Raw genomic sequence first — 24,076 nt, 5'->3', positions numbered from 1 at the left:
AGACTCCAAAAACTGTTTAGCTGACGACTTGCAGCACCGGCGGGGCGCTGGTTTTGAGCAGGTGGTTGACCATGGCCGCCAGGTCCGGGAAAACCATTGTACCGGGCGGCAGGCCGCCTGTGGCCTGGGTTTTTTCGCCCTTGCCGGTCAGGACCAGGTAGGGCACGCAGCCGCTCACATAGCCGGCCTGCAGGTCGCGCAGCGAATCGCCGACCACCGGCACGCCTTTGAGGCTGATTTTATAGCGTTGCGAGATTTCCGTGAACATGCCCGGCTTCGGCTTGCGGCAATCGCAGTTGTCGGTCGCCGCGTGCGGGCAGAAGAACACCGCGTCGATGTCGGCGCCGACCTGCTGCGCCAGGTTGTGCATCTTCTGGTGTATCGCGTTGAGGATGGTCATGTCGAAGAACTCGCGGGCGATGCCCGACTGGTTCGACGCCACGACCACGCGGTAGCCGGCCTGGTTCAGGCGGGCGATCGCTTCCATCGAGCCGGGAATGGGGATCCACTCGGCCGGCGACTTGATGAAGTCCGGCGAATCGTGGTTGATCACGCCGTCGCGATCGAGGATGATCAGTTTCATGGACGGCGTACCCATTTAAGCCGCCAGTTTCGAAATGTCGGCCACGCGGTTCATCATGCCGTGCAGCGACGACAGCAGCGCGAGGCGGTTGTTGCGCAGCGCGACATCCTCGGCCATGACCATGACGTCGTTGAAGAAGGCGTCGACTTCCTCGCGCAGCTGCGCCAGCGTTTTGAGCGTGCCGGCGAAGTCGCCGCGGTTGAACGCGGCGTCGATTTCCGGCAGCACGCGCACCACGGCGGTGTTGAGGTTCTTCTCGGCCGCGTCCTGCAGCAGGGAGACGTTGACGCCGCTGTTGCCGGCGGCTGCCAGCGCTTCCTCGTTCTTCTTCAGGATGTTGGTGATGCGCTTGTTGGCGCCGGCCAGCGAGGCCGATTCCGGCAGCGCGGCGAAGGCCTGCACGGCCTCCAGGCGCTGCACGATGTCGTCCAGGCGGTCCGGGTTCTGCGCCACGACCGCTTCGATCTCGTTCGGCGAGAAGCCGCGCTCGCGCAGGATGCCGCGCAGGCGGTCGATCATGAAGGTGTAGACGTCGGCACCTGGATCCTTGAAGCCGGCCACGGAGGCGAACAGCTGCGAGGCGTGCGCCAGCAGGCCGGAGATCGACAGCGGCAGGCGCTTCTCGATCAGCATGCGCAGCACGCCCAGCGCGTGGCGGCGCAGCGCGAACGGATCCTTGTCGCCGGTCGGCGCCAGGCCGATGGCCCAGATGCCGACCAGGGTTTCCAGCTTGTCGGCCAGCGCCACGGCGGTGCCGGTGACGGTGGACGGCAGGGCGTCGCCGGCAAAGCGCGGCTGGTAGTGCTCGGACGCGGCCAGCGCCACGTCTTCCGGTTCGCCGTCGTTGCGGGCGTAGTAGGTGCCCATGATGCCTTGCAGCTCGGGGAACTCGCCCACCATCTCGGTGACCAGGTCGGCCTTCGACAGCTTGGCGGCGCGGCTTGCCAGCGCGGCGTCGCCGCCGATGGCGGTGGCGATGAACGCGGCCAGCGCGGCCACGCGTTCGCCGCGTGCTGCCTGCGTGCCCAGCTTGTTGTGGTAGACGATTTTTTCCAGCAGCGGCAGGCGCGATTCCAGCGTTTTCTTCTTGTCCTGCTCGAAGAAGAACTTGGCGTCGGACAGGCGCGGACGCACCACGCGCTCGTTGCCGTCGATGATGGCGGCCGGCGTGTCGGTGGCGATGTTGGAGACGATCAGGAAGCGCGAACGCAGCTTGCCGGCGGTGTCGGTCAGCGCGAAGTATTTCTGGTTGGTCTGCATGGTCAGGATCAGGCATTCCTGCGGCACGGCCAGGAACTCTTCCTCGAACTTGCACTCGTAGACCACCGGCCATTCGACCAGCGCGGCCACTTCGTCCAGCAGCGCTTCGGGCATCAGCACCTGGTCGGCGCCGGCCTTGGCCAGCAGCTCGGCGCGGATTTTTTCCTTGCGCTGTTCAACGCTGGCCAGCACCTTGCCCTCGGTGGCCAGGGTGGCGGCGTAGCTGTCGGCGTCGGCGATGGTGACCAGGCGCTTGCCCGGCGCGGTCAGGAAGCGGTGGCCTTCGCTGACGTTGGAGGCGGTCAGGCCCAGCAGCGTCAACGGCAGCACGGTGGCGCCGTGCAGCGCGATCAGGCTGTGCGCCGGGCGCACGAACTGCACGGTGGCGCCGTCCGGACGCTGGTAGCTCATCACCTTGGGAATCGGCAGCTTGGCGACCGAGTCTTCCAGCGCGGCTTGCAGGCCCGCTTGCAGCGCGCTGCCGGCCGCGGTGTAGGTGTAGAAGAAGCTTTCGGCCTTGCCGTCCTGCGCGCGTTCCAGGTCGGCCACGGTCAGGTTGGGGAAGCCCAGCGCGGCCAGTTTCTTGGCCAGCGGCGGCGTGCCGTTGCCGGCGGCGTCCAGCGCCACGGAGACCGGCAGCACTTTTTCGCGGATCGACTTGTCCGGCGAGGTGGCGCGCACCTTGGTGATGGAAACGGCCAGGCGGCGCGGCGAGGCGAACGAGGTGGCGACGCTGTCGGCTTCCAGGAAGTCGCGCGATTTCAGGCCGTTGACGATGCCGTCCGCGAAAGCCTTGCCCAGTTTGGCGAGCGCCTTCGGCGGCAGTTCTTCGGTCAGCAGTTCGATGAGCAGAGTTTGAGTCATATTATTTATACAGTTTATTCGGCAACGGCGGCGACGGCGGCGGGAGCCATAGGGAAGCCCAGGCGCTCACGCGAATCGTAGTAGGCTTGCGCGACCAGGCGCGACAGGGCGCGCACGCGGCCGATGTAGGCGGCGCGTTCGGTCACGGAGATGGCGCCGCGCGCGTCCAGCAGGTTGAAGCTGTGCGAGGCCTTCATGATCTGCTCGTAGGCGGGCAAGGTCAGTTGCAGCTCGATCAGGCGCTTGGCTTCCGACTCGTGGTTGTTGAACTGGGCGAACAGCAGCTCGGTGTTCGAGTGCTCGAAGTTGTAGGCCGACTGTTCCACTTCGTTCTGGTGGAACACGTCGCCGTACTTCAGCGTCTTGGTCACGCCGTTCTCTTCCCACGTGGTCCACACCAGGTCGTACATGTTCTCGACGCCCTGCAGGTACATCGCCAGGCGTTCGATGCCGTAGGTGATCTCGCCCAGCACCGGCTTGCAATCGAGGCCGCCGACTTGCTGGAAGTAGGTGAACTGCGTCACTTCCATGCCGTTCAGCCAGACTTCCCAACCGAGGCCCCAGGCGCCCAGGGTCGGCGATTCCCAGTCGTCCTCGACGAAGCGGACGTCGTTCTGCTTCAGGTCCAGGCCCAGCGCTTCCAGCGAACCCAGGTACAGGTCCAGGATGTTTTCCGGCGCCGGCTTCATCACCACCTGGTACTGGTAGTAGTGCTGGCCGCGGTTCGGGTTTTCGCCATAGCGGCCGTCCTTCGGGCGGCGCGACGGCTGCACGTAGGCCGCGCGCCAGGGCTCGGGGCCGATCGCGCGCAGGAAGGTACCGGTGTGGAAGGTGCCGGCGCCGACTTCCATGTCGTAGGGCTGGAGCAGGGCGCAGCCTTGCTGGTCCCAGTAGGTTTGCAAGGTCAGGATAATTTGTTGAAATGTCAGCATCTTGTGTAGTCGGTGGCACACATCGGGGCGTGCGGTTGCAGTTTCGCTAAAGCGGCAATTTTAGCGGGTTTTACAGGGAGCCTGTAGAGATTAAGCGGCTTTTGGCTGGTTTTTTGCGCGCCGGGCCCAAAACCAGGCGCCAGCCAGCGACAGCGCGGCCAACGCCAGGAACAGCTTGTTTCCCCACAGGATGTAGGGCGTGCTGCCGGCCATGCCCTGCACCTGCGCCGCCAGCGTGCCGTAGGTGTTCACCGGCAGTTGCTGGACGACGGTGCCTTGGCCATTGATGATGGCGGTGGCGCCGGTATTGGTCGCCCGCAGCATCGGGCGGCCCGTTTCCAGCGTGCGCATCTGCGAGATCTGCAAATGCTGGGGGATGGCGATGGTGTCGCCAAACCAGGCCAGGTTCGAGGTGTTGAGCAGCATGGTGGCCGGTTTCTGGCCCTGCGCGGGGTTGTTCAGCTGGCCGGCGATCTCTTCGCCGAACAAGTCTTCGTAGCAGATGTTGGGCAGCACGCGCTGGTCCTTGATGGCGAACGCCGGCTGGATGTCGCGCCCGCTCGTCATGTCGCCCAGCGGGATCGACATCAGGTTGACGAACCAGCGGAAGCCGAACGGGATGAACTCGCCGTACGGCACCAGGTGGTGCTTGTCGTAGCGGTAGTAGCTCGAACCCAGCTTGGACGGGATGCCGATCACGCTGTTGAAGTAGGCGGTCTGGCTGTCGGCCAGCGGGATGCCGAGGATCAGGTTGCTGTTGGTCTTGTTCAGGAACTGGGCGATGCCCGGCAGGTAGTCCGGCGGCAGCTGCTGCGGCAGCATGACGATGGCCGTCTCCGGCGTGGCGATCAGGTCGGCCGGCGCGGCCATGATGGCGTCCTGGTACAGCTGCATCGTCGCCTGCACGTGGGCGCCGTTGAATTTTTCATCTTGCGGAATATTCCCCTGCAGCAGGCGCACCGAGATCGGCTTGCCTTCCGGATAAGTCCAGTGCAGCAGGCTCAGGCCGAAGCCGGCCGCCGGAATGGCGACGAGCAGCGCGGCCGCCTTCAAACGGGTGCGGTGCGCCAGCAACAGCAGGGCGCCGGCGACGACCGCCGCCAGCCAGCCCAGGCCGTACATGCCGATCACCGGCGCGTAGCCGGCCAGCGGGCTGTGGTTGTGCGCGTAGCCGGCCGACAGCCACGGGAAGCCGGTGAACAGCCAGCCGCGCAGCCATTCGAACAGCGCCCACATGGCGGGCAGCACCAGCAGGTTGGCGGCCGGCAGCGGCAGCGCCCAGCGCTTGCGCAGCCAGGCCGCGCCGCCCATCGCCAGCGCGACGTACAGGCCCATGGCGGCGGCCAGCAGCAGCACGGCGGCCACCGCCAGCGGCGCCGGCATGGCGCCGTAGGTATGCAGGGAAACGTAAAGCCAGTGGGTGCCGGCGGCGGTCCAGCCGAAGCCGAAGGCCCAGCCGATCAGCGCGGCGGCCCTGACGTCGCTGCTGCGCAGCACCTGGTAGAACAGGGTTGCCAGGCCGAGGATCTCCAGCGGCCACCAGCCGAACGGCGCGAAGGCGAACACGCACAGGGCGCCGGCCAGGCCGGTGATGATCATCCGGCCTCGGGTCGGGCGTTGCGGCTTGGGGGGGGCGTTCGGATTGGCGCGGCGAAAGCGCATCACGCGTCGTCGCCGTCGATCGCGGCAGGCGGCAGTTTCTCCACCAGCAGCACGTGGATCTGGCGGGCGTCGGCGCGCAGCACTTCGAAACGCATGCCTTCGAAATCGAAGACGTCGCCCTTGTGCGGCATGCGCGCCAGGTGCTTGGCGACCAGGCCGCCGATGGTGTCGACGTCGTCTTCAGGCAGCGCCGTATCGAGTTCTTCGTTGAACTGGGCGATCTCGGTCAGCGCCTTGATGCGCCAGCGCGGGCCGTGCACGCCTTCCTTGATCGACAGAATGTTGTCCTCTTCCTCGTCGAAATCGTATTCGTCCTCGATGTCGCCGACGATCTGTTCCAGCACGTCCTCGATGGTGATCAGGCCGGCCACGCCGCTGTACTCGTCCACCACGATGGCCATGTGGTTGTGGTTGGCGCGGAAGTCGCGCAGCAGCACGTTCAGGCGTTTCGATTCGGGAATGAAGATGGCCGGGCGCAGCATGTCGCGCACGTCGAACGATTCCTCGGCGTAGTAGCGCAGCAGGTCCTTGGCCAGCAGGATGCCGATCACCTTGTCGCGCTCGCCTTCGATGGCGGGGAAGCGCGAGTGGGCGGTCTGCAGCACCAGTGGCAGCCATTCTTCGATCGGCTTGGAGATGTCGATGACGTCCATCTGCGAGCGTGGAATCATGATGTCGCGGGCGGACAGGTCCGACACCTGGAACACGCCTTCGATCATCGACAGGGCGTCGGCGTCGATCAGGTTGCGTTCGTGGGCGTCGTGCAGAACTTCGAGCAGTTCCGCGCGGTTCTCTGGCTCGGGGGAAATCAGTGCGGTCAGGCGTTCAAACAGTGACCGATGGGGTTTGGCGTCAGTCTTGACGCCACTAGAGTGCTCTTGCATAGGAGGCGTGAGCCGTTGTTTCGAAGGGGTATAGGATACACGAAATGGGGAGCAGGAGCCGTTTTTGTCAAAAAGACAGCTCCCGGCGCGTCAATCGGCGTAGGGATCGGCCATGCCGAGGCCGGCCAGGATCTCGGTTTCGATGCCTTCCATCTCGGCCGCTTCCTCGTCGTCCATGTGGTCGTAGCCCTGGGCGTGCAGCACGCCGTGGATGACCAGGTGGGCCGTATGTTCCTCCACGGTCTTCTTTTGCTCGGCCGCTTCCTTCTGCAGCACGTCGGTGCAGAGGATGATGTCGGCCTGGGTCGGCGCATCGTCCGGCAACGCCTCCCCTTCGTTGTAGGCGAAGGTCAGCACGTTGGTGGCGTAGTCCTTTTCGCGGTATTCGCGGTTCAGCGTGCGGCCTTCCTCGGCGTCGACGAAGCGTATCGTCAGCTCGGCCGGCGCGAACAGCGCGGCCTGCACCCAGCGGCGGATCTTCGGCCGGGTGATGGTTTCCTGCAAACGGGCGTCGGGATACTGCACCGACAGCGTCAGTTTATTTTTTACGGACATTTTTGAGCGCTGTGGCTTTGAGTAGGGGAGCGATTTCCGCTTCGTGGTTGTGCGCCGTCTCGTAGGCGTCGACGATGCGCGCCACCAGCGGGTGGCGCACCACGTCTTCGCTGTTGAAGTGGCTGAAGGCGATGCCGCGCACGTCCTTCAGCACCTGGATGGCGTCGACCAGGCCGCTCTTCTGGCTCTTGTGCAGGTCGACCTGCGTGACGTCGCCGGTGACCACGGCCTTGCTGCCGAAGCCTATGCGCGTCAGGAACATCTTCATCTGCTCGACGGTGGTGTTCTGCGCCTCGTCGAGGATGACGAAGGCGTGGTTCAGCGTGCGGCCGCGCATGTAGGCCAGCGGGGCGATCTCGATCACCTGCTTCTCGAACATTTTCTGCGTGCGGTCGAAGCCGAGCAGGTCGTACAGCGCGTCGTACAGCGGGCGCAGGTAGGGATCGACCTTTTGCGCCAGGTCGCCCGGCAGGAAGCCCAGGCGCTCGCCGGCCTCGACGGCGGGGCGGGTCAGGATGATGCGCTTGACGGCGTCGCGCTCGAGCGCGTCGACCGCGCAGGCCACGGCCAGGTAGGTCTTGCCGGTGCCGGCCGGGCCGACGCCGAAGCTGATGTCGTGCTCGAGGATGTTGCGCAGGTAGCGGATCTGGTGCGGCGTGCGGCCGCGCAGGTCGGCGCGCCGGGTCTTCAGGATGGGGCTGTTGATCTCGGGTTCGACGAACGGCGCCTCCAGCGGGCGCGGCTGGTCGGGCGCGGCGGCGGCGGCGATCGCGGCGGAGGCGACCGCCAGGCCGGCGCGCTGCTCGACCAGCGCCAGTTGCACTTCTTCAATCGGGACGATCTTGTTGGCGACCGCGTAGAACTGTTCGAGGATCTGCACCGCCCGTTCGGCGTTGTGGCCGCTGACGATGAATTTCTCGCCGCGACGGAAAATGGTGACGTCCAGCGCGGCGGAAATCTGGCGCAGGTTTTCGTCGAGGGGGCCGCACAAATGTGCCAGCCGCGCGTTGTCGAGCGGCTCCGGAACAAAGTAGTACGGCTGGACTGGGGTTTTGGTTTTCAATGGAATGCTTTATGAGAGAGGCCGGCGGGACCGGCACAGCCGATAGTTTAACGTAATTTGCCTGCGCCAACCGCGATAGTGCTTGATTTTGCCGCGCCGCGCTTCTACATTTAAAGCGTGGCCAATAGTCATTATTCGTCACTATCGATCAGCACTCCGGAGGGTTTCATGGCGGTTAATTCGATTTCGTCGTCGCGCATCAGCACGCCGCTGGAGGGCATCCAGGCGGCCAACCAGCGCGAGACGCGCGCCAACCGCGATACGCAGCGCGCCCAGCAGGCCAGCCAGACCGAACGCGCCGAAGGCCTGGCGCGCAGCGGCGAGGCCGAGCGTGCGGTGCAAAACCGCGTGGAAAAAAATACCGACGCCCAGCGCACCCGCGCCCAGGCTAATGAGGACGCCACGGCGACCCAGCGCCGCGAGGCCGAAGCGGCCGACCAGCGTGCCGAACTGCAACGCCGCGACAGCGGCAAAACCACGCTCGGCCGCAACATCGACACCACCGCATAAACCCCGCTTTCGCCGGACGGCGGCAACGCCGTCCGCGCCGCGTTATCGCCTCATTGCCGCCTCATTTCGCCTTCCCCCGCCTGTGTAAAGACGAACTTGCTTTGTGTAACAGTTTCCTACAAGTTCTTGCGTGCGACACCCTCGGGCCCCATGTGATGAAATAGCATTGTTGCTAAGGTTTCTAGCCGGCGATTGATGTCGAACAATCTTCGCTCTGCGCGTACCGGCTGGAACAGGCCCTTTTAAGCATAGAATAATCTTGCACGAAAGGCAATTCAGCAGTAACGAACTTTATTGAAAGTATCTAAGTTGTCCTTAAGTTCGAACCAGCACTATCCGATCACCCAACTCAACGAGGAAAATCATGGCACACCACGCTCTCGCTTCCCAGGAAAGCTACAACCCGAACCACCTCCTGGATATCTTGCTCGGCAAGATGCAACTGAAAAACGATGCCGCGCTGTCGCGTTTGCTGGAAGTCGCGCCGCCGGTCATCAGCAAGATCCGCCATCACCGCCTGCCGGTGGGCGCCTCGCTGCTGATCCGCATGCATGAAGTGACCGGCATGAGCATCCGCGACCTGCGCGATCTGATGGGCGACCGCCGCACCAAGTATCGTCTGTCCGATGCCCAGGGCCGTCCGAAGCCAGAGGAACGCACTGAAAAGGCCGAAGCCGGAACCTACGCGCGTCACTGATGCGCCCGCGCATCCGCTGCTGCCGTTGCCGTGGCTGACCCCAGCCCGGCCGGCAGCCAGCCGCCGCTTCACAGCTGATTCGTCAGCTCAGCAGCACCATGGAAATTTCTTCATATTGCAGTTCCGTCTCGCGGAACAATTGCAGATAGATTTCTTCATCGAGGCCCAGCGCAGTCCAGGCCACGGTGGATACGGGCGGGACCAGATCATCCTGCACCTGCGCCAGATCGAGCGCATGCACTATGGCGTCCGCCACGTGAATGATGGCGGCCAGGAACCCTGCGCCCGGCGCCTCCGGATCGTGATGGCCGCCGATGGCCAGCCGCATCGTATCGGAAAAATTCCAGTGTTCAGCCAGCGCCAGGCCGGCGTCGACATGATCGATGCCCAGCACGGCACGCTCCGCGTCCAGCAGGTAGCAGTCATGGTCGGCGCGGTAGGCGATGGTTTCCGAATACTGGTTGGGGAAGCAGGACACCAGCACCAGCCGGCCTATGTCGTGCAGCAAGCCCGCCGTGAAGGCGTAATCCTGGTTGAAACGCATCTGCCGCGCCAGCACCTTGGCGCAGGCGGCGGTGGCGATCGAATGGCGCCAGAACGCCTTGTGGTCGAAGCCCGGGCAATGGCCCTCGGCAAAGCAGCCGGTGACGGCGGCCGCCGTGATCAGGTTGCGCGTGGTCTGGAAGCCCAGGTAGGTGATCGCCTGCTGGATCGTGGTCACCTTGACCTGCAGGCCGTACAGCGACGAGTTGGCCAGGCGCAAGGTCTTGGCCGTCAGCGCCTGGTCGTGCGACACCTTCTTGGCCAGCACGGAAATATCGACATCGTCCTGGTCTATGCTGTTGAGCAGCTCCATCACCACCGCCGGCAGCGATGGCAGGTCGTCCAGCGTGCGGACGACGTCGTCGTAACTCAGCGTATTACTCATGCTCCGGCGTCTCCTCTGTGCCCAGGCGGAAGTCCGAGACGAAGCGGCGCAGCGTGGCGGTGGCCCAGTCGCTGTCGCTGTCGGCGTCGTTTTTACGGAACAGCTGGGCGATGCGGGCCTCGTGATGGTTCAGCGTTGCCTGCACCGCTTCCGCCGACACCTCCTCCTGCAGGATGGGCAGCACGGCGATGCCGTGGCGGGGCATCAGCGCCAGCATGGCCTCGGTCAAGACCGTGCCCTGCGGCAACAGCACATGGCCCTGCACGTCCAGCAATTCGTCGGACAAGACCATCCCCGGCCGTACCTGCGCCAGGTTCAAGGGTTGATAATTGCTAGTCATGACGTCCTCCGTTTTGCCACCTGATCTACATTGCCTGATCTTACCATTGCAAGCGGGCAAAGTCTGCCGGCGGTTTTGTCCCAAGGGTTATGTCCTAATTCTTGCCAAGTCTCATGCCATACCGTACATTGGGACGTTGCCGTCAATTCCATGTTGCCAGGGAGGTTAGCCGATGTTCGGGATTCAAGGCCGCTTGACGCTGCTTTTCGTGGTCATCGTGACGCTGGTGCTCGGCATTTCCGGCACGTATGCCCAATACAGCCTGGGACACGAGCTGGAAGTCAGCAGCCAGCGGCTGCGCCAGGGCGTGCTGACCCGGCTGCAAACCAGCTTGCCGTCGGCGCTGTGGGACCTGGACAAGGCCAAGGTCGACAACATCGTCGCCGCCGAGATGCTGCCGCCGGAACTGGTGTCGATCCGCGTCTACGACACCTCGGTCGGCCTGTTCTCCGGCAAGCTGCGCAATGAAAACGGCAGCGTCAGCTCGATCGAGAACGATGCCGCCGTCGGCGGCTCGCCGGTGGTGGCGGACCTGGCCTACCGCGATTCCGGCGCGGCCGGCGCCTCGCTCAAGCCGGTCATCGTCGGCCGCGTGGTGGTCAACTTCAGCCGCGCGCAGATCGATGCCACCTTGGCCGCCGAAGTGCGCCGCAAGGTCACCGAGGTGCTGCTGCTGGACCTGATCCTGGTGGCCGCGCTGGCGCTGTCGCTGCGCATCGTGTTCGATCCGCTCAAGCGGCTGCGCGACGGCCTGTTCGACCTGGCCACGCGCGGCAGCGACGAGGTCGAGGAACTGCCGGACAGCCGCCACGACGAGCTGGGCGAGGTGATCCGCGGCTTCAACGCCATCCAGCGCAAGGTCAAATCGAATATCCAGCGCATCCGCGAGGCCGAGGACGAGGCGCGCAAGTCGGCGCAGACCACGGCCAAGGCGCTCGACGACCTGCGCCGCACCCAGGAATCGCTGCTGCAGGCCGAACGGCTGGCCTCGCTGGGCGGGCTGGTGGCCGGCGTCGCCCACGAGATCAACACGCCGGTCGGCATCGCGCTGACCAGCGCCTCGGTGCTGATGGAGGCCACCGAAAAGGTCAAGCAGTCGGTCGACGGCGGCAACATCAAGAAATCCGACATCATGCGCTACCTGGACACGGCTTCCGAGAGCACGCGCCTGATCATGAACAACGCCTACCGCGCGGCGCACCTGATCCACAGCTTCAAGCAGATCGCGGTCGACCAGGTCAGCGAGGCGCGCCGCCGTTTCGAGCTGCGCGACTACATCAACGAGGTGGTGTCCAGCCTGCAGCCCAAGCTGAAAAAGACCCGCATCGTCGTCAGCATCGCCTGCCCGCCGGACATCATGCTCGACAGCTACCCCGGCGCGCTGGCGCAGGTGATCACCAACCTGACCTTGAACTGCGTCGAGCACGCGTTCGATCCGGACGACGAGGGCCGCATCACCATCGGCGTGGCGCAGCAGGCGGACTGGATCGAGATGCAGGTGACCGACAACGGCAAGGGCATCCCGCCGGACATGATCGACAAGGTGTTCGACCCGTTCGTCACCACCCGGCGCGGGCAGGGCGGCACCGGGCTCGGACTGAATATCGTGTTCAACTTGATGGCCAAGCAGTTTGGCGGCACCATTACCGTCTCCAGCGTACTGGGGCAGGGCGCCAGTTTCGTGCTGCGCATGCCGTGCGTGACGCCGGTCGACGAACAGGCCGCGCAGGCGGCCGAAGCCCATCTGCATACTTAGACAGGATCAGCATGACTACCGTTAGCGGTGAATTCAGCGTCAAGATGGCGCCCGAGGCGATGTCCGCGGTGGCGGCCGAAACCGGCCTCGGCCGCATGTCGCTCGACAAGCAGTACCACGGCCCGCTGGAGGCCAGCGGCAAGGGCGAGATGCTGGCCTTCATGGACCGCGCGCTGATGTCGGGCGCCTATGTGGCGATGGAGTTGGTGCAGGGGACGCTGGAAGGGCGGCGCGGCAGCTTCCTGCTGCATCATACGGGCACCATGGAGCGCGGCGCGGCCGGCCTGGCGGTGCTGGTGGTGGCCGATTCGGGCCGCGATGAACTGGCCGGCCTCAGCGGCAAGCTGCAGATCCGTATCGAGGGCGGCAAGCATTACTACGATTTCGACTATGCGCTGCCCGCCGTTGCTTAAGCAGGCGGCGCCACGCTAGAATGCCGCATGAATAAAGACACGATTAAAGGTTTGTTGATCCTGGCTGGCGTGGCGCTGGCGCTGGCGGTGTTCCTGGTGCTGGCCACCGACAACGGCGTGCAAAAACTCTACTGCATCCTGCGCGCCATCTTGCATGGCGTTTCCATCACCAATATCCACGCGGTATGCGGGCTGTAGCGCCCTGCGCCGGCGTCAGTCGCTGAACTTCTCCGACGCTCCGCGGTCACGCGATGCAAAGCCCAGTACCACCAGGCCCAGCATCAGCAAAATGAAGGTTTGCGGTTCCGGGACCAGGGCCATCGGCTCGACCGCCTGTTGGCGCTTGGGATCGTTGGGTGGCAGGGCGGCCGGATCACTGTCTTCCGGCGATTTACCGGCGGTGTTGTTGTTGATATCGCATGGGGCGGCGCCGTTGGCGTCGCAGTGAGCGAGTACAATTGTTGCGGTTGCAACTTTGTCTTTTGCCGGCGTTTCCGCCTGGGCCAATGCGGCGGCGGACAGGCCTGCGGCCAGCAAAATGGCGGTAATTAAGGTCGAAATTTTCAAAATGACTCCTGGCAATGCTGCATGGGCAGGATGTTAATACTGCATGTGGCACGGATTGGGAGTACCGTGCTCTACTGTTTTGATATTAGAACATGTTTCATGACACATTGCCATCTCTATTTCTCTAAAAACAATTTATTTTTGCATCGCAACAACAGTCGCCGCCGATGAATTCTACATTTAAACCAAGCTTGGCCGTCGCCACGCTGGCTGTCCTGGCCGGTTGTGCCAACGGGGCCAGGGCGCCGGCGGCAGCGCCCCCGTCCGCCGCTCCCGCCGTGGCGGCCGCGTCCGTCAATCCGCAGGTGCTGCTGCTGGGCGAGGTGCACGACAATGCGCAGGGCCACAAGTTGCGCTACGAGCTGCTGCGCCAGCGGATCGAAGCGGGCTGGCGCCCGGCCATCGTCATGGAGCAGTTCGACCGGGAAAACCAGGACGTGCTGAGCAAGGCGCAAAAAGGCTGCCTGGACGCGCAATGCGTGATCCGCGTGGTCGGCGGCCCGCGCTGGGACTGGCAGCTGTACTATCCGGTGATCCAGCTGGCGCTGACCTACCAGCTGCCGCTGATCGCCGCCAACCTGTCGCGCAGCGACGCCTCGCGCGTGGTGCGCGACGGCATCACCGCCACCTTCGATCCGCAAAGCATCAAGGACTACCGGCTGGACCAGCCGCTGCCGGCCGACGTGCGCGGCGGCCAGTACAAGGAAATCATGGCCGGTCATTGCAATATGCTGCCGGAGATGATGATCGGCGGCATGGTCAACGCCCAGGTGGCGCGCGACATCTGGATGGCCAAGATCGTGCGCGACCAGCAGCCGCGCGACGTCGTGCTAATCGCCGGCAACGGCCACGTGCGCAAGGACATCGGCGTGGCGCACTGGATCAACGAGGTGGCGCCGGCGCTGACGGTGCGCAGCGAAGGATTTGTCGAAGGCACCGACGGCACCGGGCGCTACGACGCCGTGCACAGTGTGCCGCCGCAGTCGCGCGCCGACCCGTGCGCGCAAGTGAAACCCAAATGAAATCCCAATCGTAACGGAGACAGCATGGAAAAAGTCTACATCCCCGCCGCGCCGGAGCGCGCCGCCGTCGACGCCATGAGCGGCGCCACGCTGCTGGAGTTCGGCGCCAACTGGTGCGGCCACTGCATGGCCGCGCAGGCGCCGCTGGAGCAGGCCTTTGCCGGCCACGAACAGGTCAGGCACTACAAGGTGGAGGACGGCCCCGGCCGCGCGCTGGGCCGCTCCTACCGGGTCAAGCTGTGGCCGACGATGATCTTCCTGCGCGACGGCCAGGAAGTGGCGCGCCTGGTGCGGCCGCTGAAGGCCGACGCCATCGGCGCCGCCCTGGCCCAGATCGATCCCAAGGGCTGACCATATCTGCTTGGCAACCTGCGGAGGGGGTGTGTATGATGGCCCGCACCATCCATCGCAGGAGCGTCAAGCATGAGTCAGTCCCACCCCGGATCGCCCAAGACCAATTCCCCCGCCACCGTGCTGTTTGCCAGCCTGATCGGCACCACGATTGAATTCTTCGATTTCTACATCTACGCCACCGCCGCCGTGCTGGTGTTCCCCAAGCTGTTCTTCCCGGCCAGCGATCCGGCCGCCGCCACCTTGCAATCGCTGGCCACGTTCGCCATCGCCTTCTTCGCCCGCCCGGTAGGCTCGGCCGTGTTCGGCCACTTCGGCGACCGCATCGGCCGCAAGGCCACGCTGGTCGCGGCGCTGCTGACCATGGGCCTGTCGACGGTGGTGATCGGCGCCTTGCCGACCTATGCGACCATCGGCACGCTGGCGCCTGCGCTGCTGGCGCTGTGCCGCTTCGGCCAGGGCCTGGGGCTGGGCGGCGAGTGGGGCGGCGCCGTGCTGCTGGCCACCGAGAACGCGCCGCCGGGCAAGCGCGCGTGGTACGGCATGTTCCCGCAGCTGGGCGCGCCGATCGGCTTCTTCCTGTCGGGCGGCATCTTCCTGCTGCTGAGCCAGACCCTGAGCGACGCCGAATTCTTCAGCTACGGCTGGCGCATTCCCTTCCTGGCCAGCTCGCTGCTGGTGATCGTCGGCCTGTACATCCGCCTGAAGATCCATGAAACGCCGGACTTCCAGAAAGTGCTGGACAAGAACGAGCGGGTCAAGGTGCCGGTGGTGACCGTGTGGCGCGACCACCGCCGCGTGCTGGTGCTGGGCACCTTGATCGCCATGGCCACCTTCGTGCTGTTCTACCTGATGACGGTGTTCGCGCTGAGCTGGGGCACCACCGCGCTCAAGTTCAGCCGCAAGGACTTCCTGATCCAGCAGCTGTTCGCCGTGGTGTTCTTCGGCCTGACGATACCGGTGGCCGCGCTGTGGGCCGACCGCTACGGCCGCCGCACGACGCTGATCTGGGTCTCGGCCGCGATCGCCGTGTTCGGCCTGGCGATGGCGCCGATGTTCGGCTCCGGCAGCAGCGTGCAGGTCACCATCTTCCTGTCGCTGGGCCTGGGCCTGATGGGCATGACCTACGGCCCGCTGGGCACCATCCTGTCCGAGCTGTTCCCGGCCGAGGTGCGCTACACCGGCGCCTCGCTGACGTTCAACCTGGCCGGCATCCTGGGCGCCTCGCTGGCGCCGTACGTCGCCACCTGGCTGGCGACCAATTACGGCCTGCAGTACGTCGGCTATTATCTGTCGGGCGCGGCGGTGATCAGCCTGGTGGCGCTGCTGCTGGCGCCGGGCGGCGACAGCAAGAAGTTGCAATAAAAGTCATCATACAACAATGGCCGCGCCGCCCGCCATGCGCAGGCGGCGCGGCCGGCAAGGTTCTACGCATTCCCTGAAGCGGCCGCATCTTTCCGCTTGCTTAAGCTGTTTTATAGTTGTACGATGACATACGACTAGAGTGATCTCGTGGAGACCGAGAGATCATCACCAAAAACCAGAAAATAAGTGATGCCATGAACCTGAGCGAGCCTGTGAACGCGCAAGCGGCTGGACAAACCGTCGGTAAATACCGCTGGACCATCTGTGCACTGTTGTTTTTTGCCACCACCGTCAACTACCTGGACCGCCAGGTACTGAGCCTGCTGGCGCCGGACCTGTCCAAGGAATTCGGCTGGAGCAACACCGACTACGCCAACATCGCCGCCGCCTTCCAGTTCGTGTACGCGATCTCGATGCTGTTTGCCGGCCGCGTGGTCGACAAGATCGGCACCAAGGCCGCCTATGTGCTGGCGATCTGCATCTGGTCGCTGGGCGCCCTGATGCACGCGTTCTCGGTGCCGATGGGCGAGGGCGTGCGCGTGCTGCTGGGCGCGGCCGGCGTCGTGGTGGTGCCGTCCATCGTCGGCTTCATGATCTCGCGCGCCGTGCTGGCCATCGGCGAGGCCGGCAACTTCCCTGCCGCGATCAAGGCCACCGCCGAATACTTCCCGAAAAAAGAACGCTCCTTCGCCACCGGCATCTTCAACTCCGGCGCCAACGTCGGCGCGATCCTGGCGCCGATCTGCGTGCCGCTGATCGCCAGCGTGTGGGGCTGGCAGACCGCCTTCGTCATGATCGGCATGCTGGGCTTCATCTGGATGAGCGTGTGGATCACGTTGTACGAAAAACCGGAGCAGCAAAAGCGCCTGTCGGCCAGGGAGCTGGCCTACATCCGCAGCGACCAGGCGGCGCCGGTCGAGAAGACCGAGGAAGAATCGGCGGCCGCAGCCAGGAAGGTGTCGTGGCTGCAGCTGCTCACATACCGCCAGACCTGGGCCTTCGCCTTCGGCAAGTTCATGACCGACGGCGTCTGGTGGTTCTTCCTGTTCTGGCTGCCGACCTACCTGTCGGCGCAATACGGCATGAAGGGCAACGCCATCGTCGTGCCGCTGGCCGTGTTGTACAGCATGACGATGGTTGGCTCCATCGGCGGCGGCTGGTTCCCCACCTACTTCATGTCGCGCGGCTACGCGCCCTACGACGGCCGCATGAAAGCCATGCTGGTGATCGCCTTCTTCCCGCTGGTGGTGCTGCTGGCGCAACCGCTGGGTGCGATCAGCTTCTGGGTGCCGGTGCTGCTGATCGGCATCGGCGCCTCGGCGCACCAGGCCTGGTCGGCCAACATCTTCACCACCGTGTCGGACATGTTCCCGCAAAAATCGGTGGCGTCGGTGATCGGCATCGGCGGCATGGCCGGCGGCATCGGCGGCGTGCTGCTGACCAAGCTGGGCGGCTGGGTGTTCGACTACTACAAGACGGTCAACGACATCCATACCGGCTACATGATCATGTTCGCCATCTGCGCGCTGGCCTACCTGGTGGCGTGGTGCGTGATGAAGGTGCTGGTCCCGCGGCACAAGGAAATCACCGACCTGTGACCGTCATGATGCGCGTGGCGCTGTGGCTGGTGCCGTTACTGGCCTTGGCCGGACCGGCACCGGCGGCCGCCGGCATCCGCGTCGAGCCGTTCGGCACCAGCCGCGCCGGCCAGCCGGTCGACAAGGTGGTGCTGGAGAACGATCGCGGCATGCGGCTGGCCTATATCGACTACGGCGCCACGCTGGTCGCCGCCGAAGTGGCCGACCGCCGCGGCCGGCGCCGCAACATCATCCTCAGCCTGCCGGACCTGGCTTCCTACGAACGCACGCAGCGCCGCTTCGCCGCCGTCATCGGCCGCTATGCCGGCCGCATCGCCAACGCCCGCTACACGCTGGACGGCAGGACCGTACAGCTGATCCCCAACGCCAAGGGCATCGCCATCCACGGCGACCCGGACGGCTACGACAAGCGCGTCTGGCGGCGCCAGGATTTCGCCGACGCCGTATCGATAGGCTCGATCTACCGCCTGCACAGCCCAGACGGCGACCAGAACTTCCCCGGCGCGCTGGACGTCAGCGTCACCTACCGGCTGCTGCGCAAGCGCGACGAATTCCAGATCGAATACCGCGCCGCGACCGACGCGCCGACGGTGCTCAACCTGACCAACCACGCCTTCTACAACCTGGCCGGCGCCGGCACGGGCGGCATGGCCACGCACCGCTTCCAGATCGCCGCCGACCGCTACGCCGAGACCGACGGCAACCGCATCCCCACCGGCGCGCTGGCCAGCGTGGCCGGCACGCCGCTGGACTTCCGCCGCCCCAGCGGCATCAGCGAGCGTCTGCGCACGGCCGCCGAGGTGCCGCTGCTGGCGCCGCCGGGCGGCCTGCCGGGCATCGACCACAGCCTGTTGTTTTCCAAGCGGGCCGGCGCTTACCAGCGGGTGGCGCTGATCGAGGACGTGGCCAGCGGCCGGCGCATGGAAGTGCGCACCACCGAGCCGGCGCTGCAGCTGAACAGCGCCAGTGGCTTCGACGGCGGCGAGATCGGCAGCGAAGGCGTGGGCTACCGCCGCTACGACGGTTTTGCGTTTGAAACCCAGCACCTGCCGGACAGTCCCAACCACCCGCAATTCCCCACCACGGCGCTGTATCCGGGCCAGGTTTTTCACGCGCTGACCAGCTTTCGCTTTTCGGCTGGCCGCCGCCGCGACTGAGCGCTCATGCCGACATGATAAGATTGTTCCTTTGGCGGCGCTGTCGCCGAGCCTTACGATAGTCTGAACATGAAAAAAAATGTAGCGACCATACGCGATGTGGCGGCGGCGGCCGGAGTCTCGACCGCCACCGTGTCGAAGTACGTCAACGGCGCGCAGCGGTTTTCGCCGGCGGTGGAGGCCACCATCAAGGAAGTGATCGACAAGCTGGGCTACCGTTCCAATCCGCTGGCGGCGTCGATGATCACCGGCCGCACCAAGAGCATCGGCCTGTCGGTGCTGGACATCGCCAATCCCCACTTCACCAGCATCGTCAAGGGCGTCAACCGCGTCGCGCAGGCGCATGGCTACACCGTGCTGCTGGTCGACACCGAGGAAAACCCGGACCGCGAGCGGCCGTTGCTGGAGGCGCTGAGCCGGCGCGTGGACGGCATCATCATGTTCTCGCGCATGCTGGAGCCGGAGATGGACTGGGTGATGGGGCTGGGCAAGCCGCTGGTCTACTTCGGCAGCCTGACGCGGCTCGATATACCGTGGGTGATCAGCGACGACCATCGCGGCGGCTACATGCTGGCGCGGCACCTGGTATCGCTGGGCCACAAGCGCATCGCCTACCTGAGCTTCCCGCGTTCGCGGCGCGACAGCGAGCGCCTCGGCGGCATACGCGAATGCCTGGCCGCGCACAAGCTGGAACTGACGCTGCATGAAGCCGGCGCGCCGACGGCGGCCGAAGGCGAGCGCATATGCTCGGCCATCATGCTCGGCGCCGAGCATCCGGATGCGCTGATCTGCTACAACGACCTGATCGCGCTGGGCTTCATGAAGGAGGCGCAGACGCTGGGCTTCAAGCTGCCGCAGGACATATCGGTGGCCGGCTTCGACAACATCCTGTACGGCCAGTACACCTCGCCGGCGCTGACGACGGTGGACCTGCAGAGCGAACGCATGGGCGAGGAGGCGATGGAGAAACTGCTCGCCTCCATCGACGGCAAGCCCGCCACCGACACCGTCACCATCGACCCGCAGCTGATCCTGCGGGCCTCGACCATCAGGCGTTAGATTTTTTTAAAACAGCGCGCCGACGTCCGGACGGTTGGCCAGCGCTTTTTCGACGATGGCGGTGACGCGCGCGCGCTCGGCGCCCTGCAGCGGCTGGCGCGGGCGGCGCACGTTCTCGTTGCCGACGCCGGCCAGCGTCTCGACCAGCTTCAGGTTCTGCACCAGCTTGTTCGACACGTCCAGGTGCATCAGCGGCATGAACCACTGGTACAGCTTGAGCGCCTCATCCCAGCGCTTGGCCTTCATCAGCTTGTACAGCGCCACCGTCTCCTTCGGGAAGGCCACCACCAGGCCGGCCAGCAGGCCGTCCGCGCCCACCGCCAAACCCTCGAACGACAGGTCGTCCACGCCCATGAACAGCTGGTAGCGGTGGCCGACGGCGTTGCGCAGGTCGGTGATGCGGCGCACGTTGTCGGTCGATTCCTTGATGGCGACGATCCATTCGCAATCGGCCAGTTCCTTGAAGTCGTCCGGCGTCAGGTCGACCTTGTACGACACCGGATTGTTGTAGACCATGATCGGCAGCTGCGCCGCCTTGGCGATGGTGCGCAGGTTGTCCATCGCCTCGCGCGAATCGGCCGCGTACAGCACCGACGGCATCACCATCAAACCCTGCACGCCCATCTCGTGCGCCTTCTCGACGAAGCGGCAGGCGGTGGCGGTGCGCGTTTCGCTGACGTTGAGCAGCACCGGCACGCGGCCGGCGGCGACGTCCAGCGCGGTCTTGGCCACGGCCAGTTTCTCGTCGAAGGACAAGGTGCTGGCTTCACCCAGCGAGCCGCAGGTCAGCAGCGCGTGCACGCCGCTGTCGATCTGGAAGGCGAAGTGCTTTTCCATCTCGGCGTGGTCCAGATCCTCGTTCTCCTTGAACTTGGTCGTTACTGCGGGGAAGACCCCTTCCCATTTTGCTGCTGCCATTGCGGTTCTCCTTGGTGTGGTTCGTTAATCGATGAGGGTGGATATGCGGGCCGGCGAGATCGGCATGCGCACCGCATCCGGGCGCCAGCCGTACAGCACTTCGGTGGCGCCGCCGCAGATGCGGCCCTGGCAGGGGCCCATGCCGCAGCGGGTTTGCAGCTTGGCGCTGCGCCAGCCGCCGTGGGTGCGCAGTTCGCCGTGGCAGACGTCCTCGCAGCGGCAGACGATCGTGTCGTCGCCGGCCAGCTCGCGCAGCTCGGGACGCAGCGCGAACGCACGCTCCAGGCGGGAGGCGAATTTGCGCCAGCGGGTGCGCTCGGCAAAGGCCGCGTGCGACGCGGTCACATGGCCGCTGGCGGCCAGGCCGGCGATATGGCCTTCCGCCAGCGCCAGGTCGACGCCGCCGATGCCGGTGCCTTCGCCCGCGCAGTAGATGTCGGCAATGGATGTCTGCTGCCAGGTGTCGACGGTCACCGATGTTTGTCCGTTGTGCGAGCTTGTCGCGCAGCCCAGCGCCTGCGCCAGTTCGACATTCGGCAGCAGGCCGTAGCCGCAGGCCAGGTAGTCGCACTGCAGCGTTTCCAGCTCGCGCGCGTCGCCGCGTTGCAGCTGTATTGATTGCAGCGTGCCGTCGCCATGCGCGGAGCGCACGTAGCTGTCGCGCAGATACGGGATGCCGCGCAGCTGGCCCGCCAGTTGCAGCGCTTGCGCCAGCTTGGCCGGTGTCGCCGGCAGGCCGGCGGCAAAGCGCGCCAGCGCCGGCAAGGCCGCCTGCTCGACGATGGCGACGATCTCGGCGCCGCGCGCGCGCAGCGTGGCGGCCACCGCCAGCAGCAGCGGACCGCTGCCGGCCACCACCACGCGCTTGCCGCGCAGCGGATAGCCGCCCTTGGCCAGCGCCTGCAGGCCGCCGGCGCCGGTCACGCCGGGCAACGTCCAGCCGGGGAAGGGCAGCAGGCGCTCGCGCGCGCCGGTGGCCAGTATCAGTTGCTTGTAGCGCAGCGTGGCCGACGACGACGGCGTCTGCACCTGCAGCTGTCCGGCGCAGGGCGCGTACAACACGCGCGTCTGCGGCAGGAAGCTGACGTTGGACGCCGCCTGCAGATTGGCCCACATCCGCTGCGCACGCGGGTCGTCCTGCTGCGACGGCCCGCCGCGCCATATCTGGCCGCCGGCCAAAGGGTTGTCGTCGACGATGCCGACCTGCGCGCCGTGCGCGCCGGCCGCATGTGCGGCGGCCAGTCCGGCCGGGCCGGCGCCGACGACCAGGATGTCATGGTGATTCATGTCGGATCCTCTTCCGCGCCGGCGCCGGTGACGACGTGCATGCCGTCCGCGCACAAGGTCTGGCAGGACAGCTGGTGCATGCGGCCGTCGATGGTCACCCGGCATTCGTGGCAGACGCCCATGCCGCACAAGGGCGCGCGCGCGGCGCCGCTGACCGAGCGGCGGGTGACGGCGCTGCCGGCCATCGCGATCGCGGCGGCCACGCTGACGCCCCGCGCCACGCCGATGTCGCGGCCGTTGATGTTGAGGACGATGATGTTCACGGTATCAGGCATGGAAGCGCGCCGGCAGGTAAGGGGCCGCCGGGATCTGCGTGCCGGTGCCGGTCATCTGGCTTGCCAGCAGCTGCGCCGTCGCCAGCGAGGTGGTGATGCCCAATCCTTCATGGCCGGTGGCCAGCCACAGGCCGCGCCGCGCGGCGTGGGGGCCGATCAGCGGCAGGCCGTCCGGCGTGGCGGCGCGCAGGCCGGTCCAGCAGCGCAGCACGTTCAGCTGTGCCAGCGCGGGGGTGAATGTCGTAGCGTGTCGCAGCATGCGTTGCAGCATGGCCGGCTCCACCGCCAGGTCGATTGTGTCGAACTGGCGGGAGGAGCCGATCAATACTTGTCCGGTAGGACGGGGCTGCAAATTGAACGCGACCGTGTCGCCGCTGGGCGCGTGGGCGCTCTTGATGTATCCCAGTTCCACCAGCTGATGGTGGACGAAGCCGGGATAGCGGTCGGTGATCGCGATATGTCCTTTTTTCGGCTGCAGCGGCAGCTCGGGCAGCAAGGCGGCGGAGCGTGAACCGGCGGCCAGCACCACGTACTGCGCCTGGTGGCGCGCGCCGTCCGCCAGCACGATGCCGTTGTGCTCGACCGCCGCGACGCTGCCGCGCAGCGTGGCGGCGCCGCGGCGTATCGCCCGGTCCAGCAGGATGCGCGCGCTCTTGGGCGGATAGACCAGGCCATCGCCGGCCACCAGCAGGCCGCCCGCCAGGCCGGGGCGCAGTTGCGGCTCGCGCGCATACAGCGCCGCCGGCGCCAGCAGCTCGCAAGCCAGGCCGTGGACCGACAAGGTCTGTGCCTTGTCGCGCGCGGCCTGCATTTCCTCCTCGTCGGCGGCGACCCAGATGGTGCCGCAGCGGCTGTACTCGTGGCGCTGCGGGCGGTCGCCCACCAGGTCGTTCCACAGCGAGACCGAATACGCCGACAGCGCCAGTTCCGCCGCATTGTCGTCCATGACCACCAGATGGCCCATGCCGGCGGCGGTGGCGCCGCCGCCCGGCATGTCCTGTTCGACCACCATCACCCGCAGCCCGCGTTCGCTGAGCGCGTCGGCACAGGCGGCGCCGACGATGCCGGCGCCGATGACGATGACGTCGGTTTTGTTCACCGTATGCCCCACACGAAGGGATCGGTCGGGTCGAGGATCAGCTGCGCCTGCGCGTTGACCCAGGCGCGGCCCCGTATGCTGGGGATCAGCTGCTCGCCGCGATAACGGTAGGACGCTTCGAACACGCTGCCGATCACGCTTTCCTGCTTCCACAGCGCGCCCTCGGCCAGCTTGCCGTCCGCCGCCAGGCAGGCCAGCTTGGCGCTGGTGCCGGTGCCGCAGGGCGAGCGGTCGTAGGCCTTGCCGGGACAGAGCACGAAGCTCTGGCTGTCGGCGCCGCTGCGCGACGGCGCGAACAGTTCGATATGGTCGATCAACGCGCCGTCCTCACCGGTGATGCCGGCGCGCTCCAGCGCCGCGCCGATGGCCACGCTGTAGGCGGTCAGCGCCTCGACGTTGTGCACGCCCAGTTCCAGCCCGTGGCTGGAGACCAGGAAGAACCAGTTGCCGCCCCAGGCCACGTCGCCGGTGACGGGGCCGTGGCCCGGCACGTCGACCGTGACCTGCGCCCGGCTGCGGTACGAGGCCACGTTGTCGACCGTGACGCTGCCGTCGGCGTGCAGTTCGGCTTCTACCACGCCGACCGGCGTATCGATGCGATGGCGGCCGGCGCCGATGCGGCCCATGAAGGCCAGCGAGGCCACCAGGCCGATGGTGCCGTGGCCGCACATGCCGAGATAGCCGACATTGTTGAAGAAGATGACGCCTGCCGCACAATCGGGCGCGTGCGGCTCACACAGCAGCGCCCCGACCAGCACGTCCGAGCCGCGCGGCTCGCACACCACCGCCGAACGGAAGTTGTCATGCCCGGCGCGCAGCAGCGCAAGCCGCTCGGACAGCGGGCCGGCGCCCAGTTCCGGGCCGCCGGCGACGACCAGGCGGGTCGGCTCGCCGCCGGTGTGGGAATCGATGATGGAAATGGTTTTCATGC

General features: G+C 65.9%; 26 protein-coding genes. 11 read left to right on the top strand and 15 right to left on the bottom strand.

Features of this window, described 5'->3' with window-relative positions:
* Positions 1–16 precede the first annotated feature (16 nt).
* From gmhB to ACSQ3S_RS29330, 7 genes are all read right to left on the bottom strand, one after another.
* Positions 17–583: a D-glycero-beta-D-manno-heptose 1,7-bisphosphate 7-phosphatase gene (gene gmhB, locus ACSQ3S_RS29360; RefSeq protein WP_176652522.1), complete on the bottom strand. Its 567-nt coding sequence runs from the start codon at positions 581–583 to the stop codon at positions 17–19.
* A 15-nt stretch (positions 584–598) separates the two neighbouring features.
* Positions 599–2,707 carry a glycine--tRNA ligase subunit beta gene (gene glyS / locus ACSQ3S_RS29355; RefSeq protein WP_176652523.1) on the bottom strand — a complete coding sequence of 703 codons (2,109 nt, stop codon included), beginning with the start codon at positions 2,705–2,707 and terminating at the stop codon, positions 599–601.
* Positions 2,708–2,721: 14 nt separating this feature from the next.
* The gene (glyQ, locus tag ACSQ3S_RS29350; protein ID WP_176652524.1) at positions 2,722–3,639 is read right to left on the bottom strand and encodes a glycine--tRNA ligase subunit alpha; all 918 of its coding nucleotides are present in this window, start codon (positions 3,637–3,639) and stop codon (positions 2,722–2,724) included.
* A gap of 90 nt (positions 3,640–3,729) precedes the next feature.
* A complete protein-coding gene (gene lnt, locus ACSQ3S_RS29345) occupies positions 3,730–5,301 on the bottom strand; it encodes an apolipoprotein N-acyltransferase (protein WP_436145092.1) in 1,572 nt (523 codons plus the stop codon).
* Positions 5,301–6,185 carry an HlyC/CorC family transporter gene (locus ACSQ3S_RS29340; protein WP_176652525.1) on the bottom strand — a complete coding sequence of 295 codons (885 nt, stop codon included), beginning with the start codon at positions 6,183–6,185 and terminating at the stop codon, positions 5,301–5,303. Before ACSQ3S_RS29340 ends, lnt begins: the two co-directional genes overlap by 1 nt.
* A 90-nt stretch (positions 6,186–6,275) precedes the next feature.
* Positions 6,276–6,740 carry an rRNA maturation RNase YbeY gene (gene ybeY, locus ACSQ3S_RS29335; protein WP_436144587.1) on the bottom strand — a complete coding sequence of 155 codons (465 nt, stop codon included), beginning with the start codon at positions 6,738–6,740 and terminating at the stop codon, positions 6,276–6,278.
* Positions 6,724–7,803, bottom strand: coding sequence for a PhoH family protein (locus ACSQ3S_RS29330; protein ID WP_176652527.1), 1,080 nt, complete (start codon positions 7,801–7,803; stop codon positions 6,724–6,726). Before ACSQ3S_RS29330 ends, ybeY begins: the two co-directional genes overlap by 17 nt.
* 168 nt (positions 7,804–7,971) lie before the next feature.
* On the opposite strand from ACSQ3S_RS29330, the gene ACSQ3S_RS29325 reads away from it, so the two are divergent.
* Entirely contained in the window at positions 7,972–8,313 is a 342-nt protein-coding gene (locus ACSQ3S_RS29325; protein ID WP_413447777.1) for a hypothetical protein, read from the top strand.
* Positions 8,314–8,677: 364 nt separating this feature from the next.
* Positions 8,678–9,010 (top strand): hypothetical protein, encoded by a 333-nt coding sequence (locus ACSQ3S_RS29320; protein ID WP_176652529.1) that lies wholly within the window; start codon positions 8,678–8,680, stop codon positions 9,008–9,010.
* Between the two features lie 82 nt (positions 9,011–9,092).
* Here the strand turns inward: ACSQ3S_RS29320 and ACSQ3S_RS29315 are convergent, their stop codons facing one another.
* The gene (locus ACSQ3S_RS29315) at positions 9,093–9,938 is read right to left on the bottom strand and encodes an HDOD domain-containing protein (RefSeq protein ID WP_176652530.1); all 846 of its coding nucleotides are present in this window, start codon (positions 9,936–9,938) and stop codon (positions 9,093–9,095) included.
* A complete protein-coding gene (locus tag ACSQ3S_RS29310) occupies positions 9,931–10,278 on the bottom strand; it encodes a hypothetical protein (RefSeq protein WP_176652531.1) in 348 nt (115 codons plus the stop codon). Before ACSQ3S_RS29310 ends, ACSQ3S_RS29315 begins: the two co-directional genes overlap by 8 nt.
* A gap of 172 nt (positions 10,279–10,450) precedes the next feature.
* Here ACSQ3S_RS29310 and ACSQ3S_RS29305 point away from each other — a divergent pair, with 172 nt between their 5' ends.
* Genes ACSQ3S_RS29305 through ACSQ3S_RS29295 form a run of 3 tightly spaced genes read left to right on the top strand, consistent with a single transcriptional unit; the run spans position 10,451 to position 12,645 of the window.
* Positions 10,451–12,034, top strand: a complete 1,584-nt coding sequence (locus ACSQ3S_RS29305; protein ID WP_176652532.1) for a sensor histidine kinase — start codon at positions 10,451–10,453, stop codon at positions 12,032–12,034.
* An 11-nt stretch (positions 12,035–12,045) separates the two neighbouring features.
* Complete coding sequence (locus ACSQ3S_RS29300; RefSeq protein WP_436144586.1) at positions 12,046–12,447, top strand: DUF3224 domain-containing protein; 402 nt, start codon at positions 12,046–12,048, stop codon at positions 12,445–12,447.
* 27 nt (positions 12,448–12,474) lie between these two features.
* Positions 12,475–12,645 carry a hypothetical protein gene (locus ACSQ3S_RS29295; RefSeq protein WP_353400846.1) on the top strand — a complete coding sequence of 57 codons (171 nt, stop codon included), beginning with the start codon at positions 12,475–12,477 and terminating at the stop codon, positions 12,643–12,645.
* 15 nt (positions 12,646–12,660) lie between these two features.
* On the opposite strand, the gene ACSQ3S_RS29290 is transcribed toward ACSQ3S_RS29295, so the two are convergent.
* Complete coding sequence (locus tag ACSQ3S_RS29290; protein WP_436144585.1) at positions 12,661–13,014, bottom strand: PEP-CTERM sorting domain-containing protein; 354 nt, start codon at positions 13,012–13,014, stop codon at positions 12,661–12,663.
* A gap of 167 nt (positions 13,015–13,181) precedes the next feature.
* Between ACSQ3S_RS29290 and ACSQ3S_RS29285 the strand changes: the two genes are divergently transcribed.
* The 6 genes from ACSQ3S_RS29285 to ACSQ3S_RS29260 all read left to right on the top strand — a co-directional run bounded on the left by ACSQ3S_RS29285 (position 13,182) and on the right by ACSQ3S_RS29260 (position 19,566).
* A complete protein-coding gene (locus ACSQ3S_RS29285) occupies positions 13,182–14,036 on the top strand; it encodes a ChaN family lipoprotein (RefSeq protein WP_436144584.1) in 855 nt (284 codons plus the stop codon).
* Positions 14,037–14,060: 24 nt separating this feature from the next.
* Positions 14,061–14,387, top strand: a complete 327-nt coding sequence (locus tag ACSQ3S_RS29280) for a thioredoxin family protein (RefSeq protein ID WP_176652537.1) — start codon at positions 14,061–14,063, stop codon at positions 14,385–14,387.
* Between the two features lie 72 nt (positions 14,388–14,459).
* On the top strand, positions 14,460–15,752 hold the full coding sequence (locus tag ACSQ3S_RS29275; protein WP_413447782.1) for an MFS transporter: 1,293 nt from the start codon (positions 14,460–14,462) through the stop codon (positions 15,750–15,752).
* 194 nt (positions 15,753–15,946) lie between these two features.
* On the top strand, positions 15,947–17,350 hold the full coding sequence (locus ACSQ3S_RS29270; protein ID WP_436144583.1) for an MFS transporter: 1,404 nt from the start codon (positions 15,947–15,949) through the stop codon (positions 17,348–17,350).
* Between the two features lie 5 nt (positions 17,351–17,355).
* Positions 17,356–18,507: an aldose epimerase family protein gene (locus ACSQ3S_RS29265; RefSeq protein WP_436145091.1), complete on the top strand. Its 1,152-nt coding sequence runs from the start codon at positions 17,356–17,358 to the stop codon at positions 18,505–18,507.
* A gap of 69 nt (positions 18,508–18,576) precedes the next feature.
* A complete protein-coding gene (locus ACSQ3S_RS29260; protein WP_176652541.1) occupies positions 18,577–19,566 on the top strand; it encodes a LacI family DNA-binding transcriptional regulator in 990 nt (329 codons plus the stop codon).
* A 6-nt stretch (positions 19,567–19,572) separates the two neighbouring features.
* Here ACSQ3S_RS29260 and ACSQ3S_RS29255 read toward each other — a convergent pair whose 3' ends face one another.
* Genes ACSQ3S_RS29255 through ACSQ3S_RS29235 form a run of 5 tightly spaced genes read right to left on the bottom strand, consistent with a single transcriptional unit; the run spans position 19,573 to position 24,074 of the window.
* Positions 19,573–20,484: a dihydrodipicolinate synthase family protein gene (locus tag ACSQ3S_RS29255; RefSeq protein ID WP_176652542.1), complete on the bottom strand. Its 912-nt coding sequence runs from the start codon at positions 20,482–20,484 to the stop codon at positions 19,573–19,575.
* 24 nt (positions 20,485–20,508) lie between these two features.
* Positions 20,509–21,771 carry an FAD-dependent oxidoreductase gene (locus ACSQ3S_RS29250; protein WP_436144582.1) on the bottom strand — a complete coding sequence of 421 codons (1,263 nt, stop codon included), beginning with the start codon at positions 21,769–21,771 and terminating at the stop codon, positions 20,509–20,511.
* A complete protein-coding gene (locus ACSQ3S_RS29245; protein ID WP_413447784.1) occupies positions 21,768–22,046 on the bottom strand; it encodes a 2Fe-2S iron-sulfur cluster-binding protein in 279 nt (92 codons plus the stop codon). Before ACSQ3S_RS29245 ends, ACSQ3S_RS29250 begins: the two co-directional genes overlap by 4 nt.
* A complete protein-coding gene (locus tag ACSQ3S_RS29240) occupies positions 22,039–23,145 on the bottom strand; it encodes an NAD(P)/FAD-dependent oxidoreductase (RefSeq protein WP_436144581.1) in 1,107 nt (368 codons plus the stop codon). Before ACSQ3S_RS29240 ends, ACSQ3S_RS29245 begins: the two co-directional genes overlap by 8 nt.
* Positions 23,142–24,074 (bottom strand): 4-hydroxyproline epimerase, encoded by a 933-nt coding sequence (locus ACSQ3S_RS29235; protein WP_436144580.1) that lies wholly within the window; start codon positions 24,072–24,074, stop codon positions 23,142–23,144. The genes ACSQ3S_RS29240 and ACSQ3S_RS29235 overlap by 4 nt, the downstream gene beginning before the upstream one ends.
* Positions 24,075–24,076: the final 2 nt, after the last annotated feature.

This window comes from Duganella sp. LjRoot269, assembly GCF_964254095.1.
Classification (GTDB): Bacteria; Pseudomonadota; Gammaproteobacteria; order Burkholderiales; family Burkholderiaceae_D; genus Rugamonas; species Rugamonas hordei.
This window is presented reverse-complemented; position numbering and strand designations above follow the sequence as displayed.

Excerpts from the sequence above, each read along its gene's own strand:
- gmhB (WP_176652522.1), bottom strand. The coding sequence starts at position 583 with ATGAAACTGATCATCCTCGATCGCGACGGCGTGATCAACCACGATTCG.
- glyS (WP_176652523.1), bottom strand. The coding sequence starts at position 2,707 with ATGACTCAAACTCTGCTCATCGAACTGCTGACCGAAGAACTGCCGCCG.
- glyQ (WP_176652524.1), bottom strand. The coding sequence starts at position 3,639 with ATGCTGACATTTCAACAAATTATCCTGACCTTGCAAACCTACTGGGAC.
- lnt (WP_436145092.1), bottom strand. The coding sequence starts at position 5,301 with ATGCGCTTTCGCCGCGCCAATCCGAACGCCCCCCCCAAGCCGCAACGC.
- ACSQ3S_RS29340 (WP_176652525.1), bottom strand. The coding sequence starts at position 6,185 with ATGCAAGAGCACTCTAGTGGCGTCAAGACTGACGCCAAACCCCATCGG.
- ybeY (WP_436144587.1), bottom strand. The coding sequence starts at position 6,740 with ATGTCCGTAAAAAATAAACTGACGCTGTCGGTGCAGTATCCCGACGCC.
- ACSQ3S_RS29325 (WP_413447777.1), top strand. The coding sequence starts at position 7,972 with ATGGCGGTTAATTCGATTTCGTCGTCGCGCATCAGCACGCCGCTGGAG.
- ACSQ3S_RS29320 (WP_176652529.1), top strand. The coding sequence starts at position 8,678 with ATGGCACACCACGCTCTCGCTTCCCAGGAAAGCTACAACCCGAACCAC.
- ACSQ3S_RS29315 (WP_176652530.1), bottom strand. The coding sequence starts at position 9,938 with ATGAGTAATACGCTGAGTTACGACGACGTCGTCCGCACGCTGGACGAC.
- ACSQ3S_RS29310 (WP_176652531.1), bottom strand. The coding sequence starts at position 10,278 with ATGACTAGCAATTATCAACCCTTGAACCTGGCGCAGGTACGGCCGGGG.
- ACSQ3S_RS29305 (WP_176652532.1), top strand. The coding sequence starts at position 10,451 with ATGTTCGGGATTCAAGGCCGCTTGACGCTGCTTTTCGTGGTCATCGTG.
- ACSQ3S_RS29300 (WP_436144586.1), top strand. The coding sequence starts at position 12,046 with ATGACTACCGTTAGCGGTGAATTCAGCGTCAAGATGGCGCCCGAGGCG.
- ACSQ3S_RS29295 (WP_353400846.1), top strand. The coding sequence starts at position 12,475 with ATGAATAAAGACACGATTAAAGGTTTGTTGATCCTGGCTGGCGTGGCG.
- ACSQ3S_RS29285 (WP_436144584.1), top strand. The coding sequence starts at position 13,182 with ATGAATTCTACATTTAAACCAAGCTTGGCCGTCGCCACGCTGGCTGTC.
- ACSQ3S_RS29280 (WP_176652537.1), top strand. The coding sequence starts at position 14,061 with ATGGAAAAAGTCTACATCCCCGCCGCGCCGGAGCGCGCCGCCGTCGAC.
- ACSQ3S_RS29275 (WP_413447782.1), top strand. The coding sequence starts at position 14,460 with ATGAGTCAGTCCCACCCCGGATCGCCCAAGACCAATTCCCCCGCCACC.
- ACSQ3S_RS29270 (WP_436144583.1), top strand. The coding sequence starts at position 15,947 with ATGAACCTGAGCGAGCCTGTGAACGCGCAAGCGGCTGGACAAACCGTC.
- ACSQ3S_RS29265 (WP_436145091.1), top strand. The coding sequence starts at position 17,356 with ATGATGCGCGTGGCGCTGTGGCTGGTGCCGTTACTGGCCTTGGCCGGA.
- ACSQ3S_RS29260 (WP_176652541.1), top strand. The coding sequence starts at position 18,577 with ATGAAAAAAAATGTAGCGACCATACGCGATGTGGCGGCGGCGGCCGGA.
- ACSQ3S_RS29255 (WP_176652542.1), bottom strand. The coding sequence starts at position 20,484 with ATGGCAGCAGCAAAATGGGAAGGGGTCTTCCCCGCAGTAACGACCAAG.
- ACSQ3S_RS29250 (WP_436144582.1), bottom strand. The coding sequence starts at position 21,771 with ATGAATCACCATGACATCCTGGTCGTCGGCGCCGGCCCGGCCGGACTG.
- ACSQ3S_RS29245 (WP_413447784.1), bottom strand. The coding sequence starts at position 22,046 with ATGCCTGATACCGTGAACATCATCGTCCTCAACATCAACGGCCGCGAC.
- ACSQ3S_RS29235 (WP_436144580.1), bottom strand. The coding sequence starts at position 24,074 with ATGAAAACCATTTCCATCATCGATTCCCACACCGGCGGCGAGCCGACC.